Origin of the sequence: Vibrio sp. 10N.222.48.A3 (assembly GCF_041475345.1) — a bacterium.
Lineage (GTDB): Bacteria > Pseudomonadota > Gammaproteobacteria > Enterobacterales > Vibrionaceae > Vibrio > Vibrio tasmaniensis_A.
The window spans coordinates 1-673 of sequence record NZ_JBFRVX010001583.1 but is presented as its reverse complement, the minus strand read 5'-3'; the positions used below and the strand labels follow the sequence as shown (position 1 = coordinate 673).

Below are 673 nucleotides of genomic sequence, written 5' to 3'. Positions count from 1 at the left end.
GTTTCGTTGCAGGTATCGGCCTTGGCATTGGGTTGGCGATATTGTTTGAGCTGTTTGACTCTTCAATCAAGCGTAAAGACGAAATCGAAGACATCTTAGGTGTTCCTGTCATTACCGTTATCCCTAAAATGAGTTAGTTAGCCTTAAAGGCATTTTTAATTTGCTAGCTTCGTAGCTTCTTCTTATCTTTTTAGCTTCCTAACACTAAACGCCAACATTCGCTTGGCGTTTTTTTTGTCTAAAGCCTCAAGTTCTAACGCTACTTTCGATTAACCCAAGCCCTATGCTCCAAATAGCTATTCATTGGTGTTTTGTTTTGATTCCCATTTTGAGAAACAAAAAACGCCCTATAGAATCATGCATTAAGCGATTGAAATATAAAGGTTATTTAATTGGCACAACTCCTGCAGTCTCATTGTGTAGCTAAACGTTTTAAAGAAGTTACTTCAAGAAAAATGTCAGAAAGGCGAAACAAGAATTATAAAGGCAGGGTCCAAATTATGAATACGCACTTAACGAAGCATGGTAAAAAGATCATACACGTTGTTCAGCACCTCGCTCCCGGCGGATTAGAAACCCTAACGTTAGATTTGCTGCGCCTTGCTAAACCAACAGACCAAGTGTTGATTGCCAGTTTAGAAGGAACAAAAGAAGACTCGATCAACAACTGGCC

General features: G+C 39.5%; 1 pseudogene. It reads left to right on the top strand.

The window, feature by feature from the left end:
* Positions 1 to 500: 500 nt before the first annotated feature.
* Positions 501 to 673, top strand: a pseudogene (locus tag AB4653_RS27860) (glycosyl transferase); the annotation flags it as partial.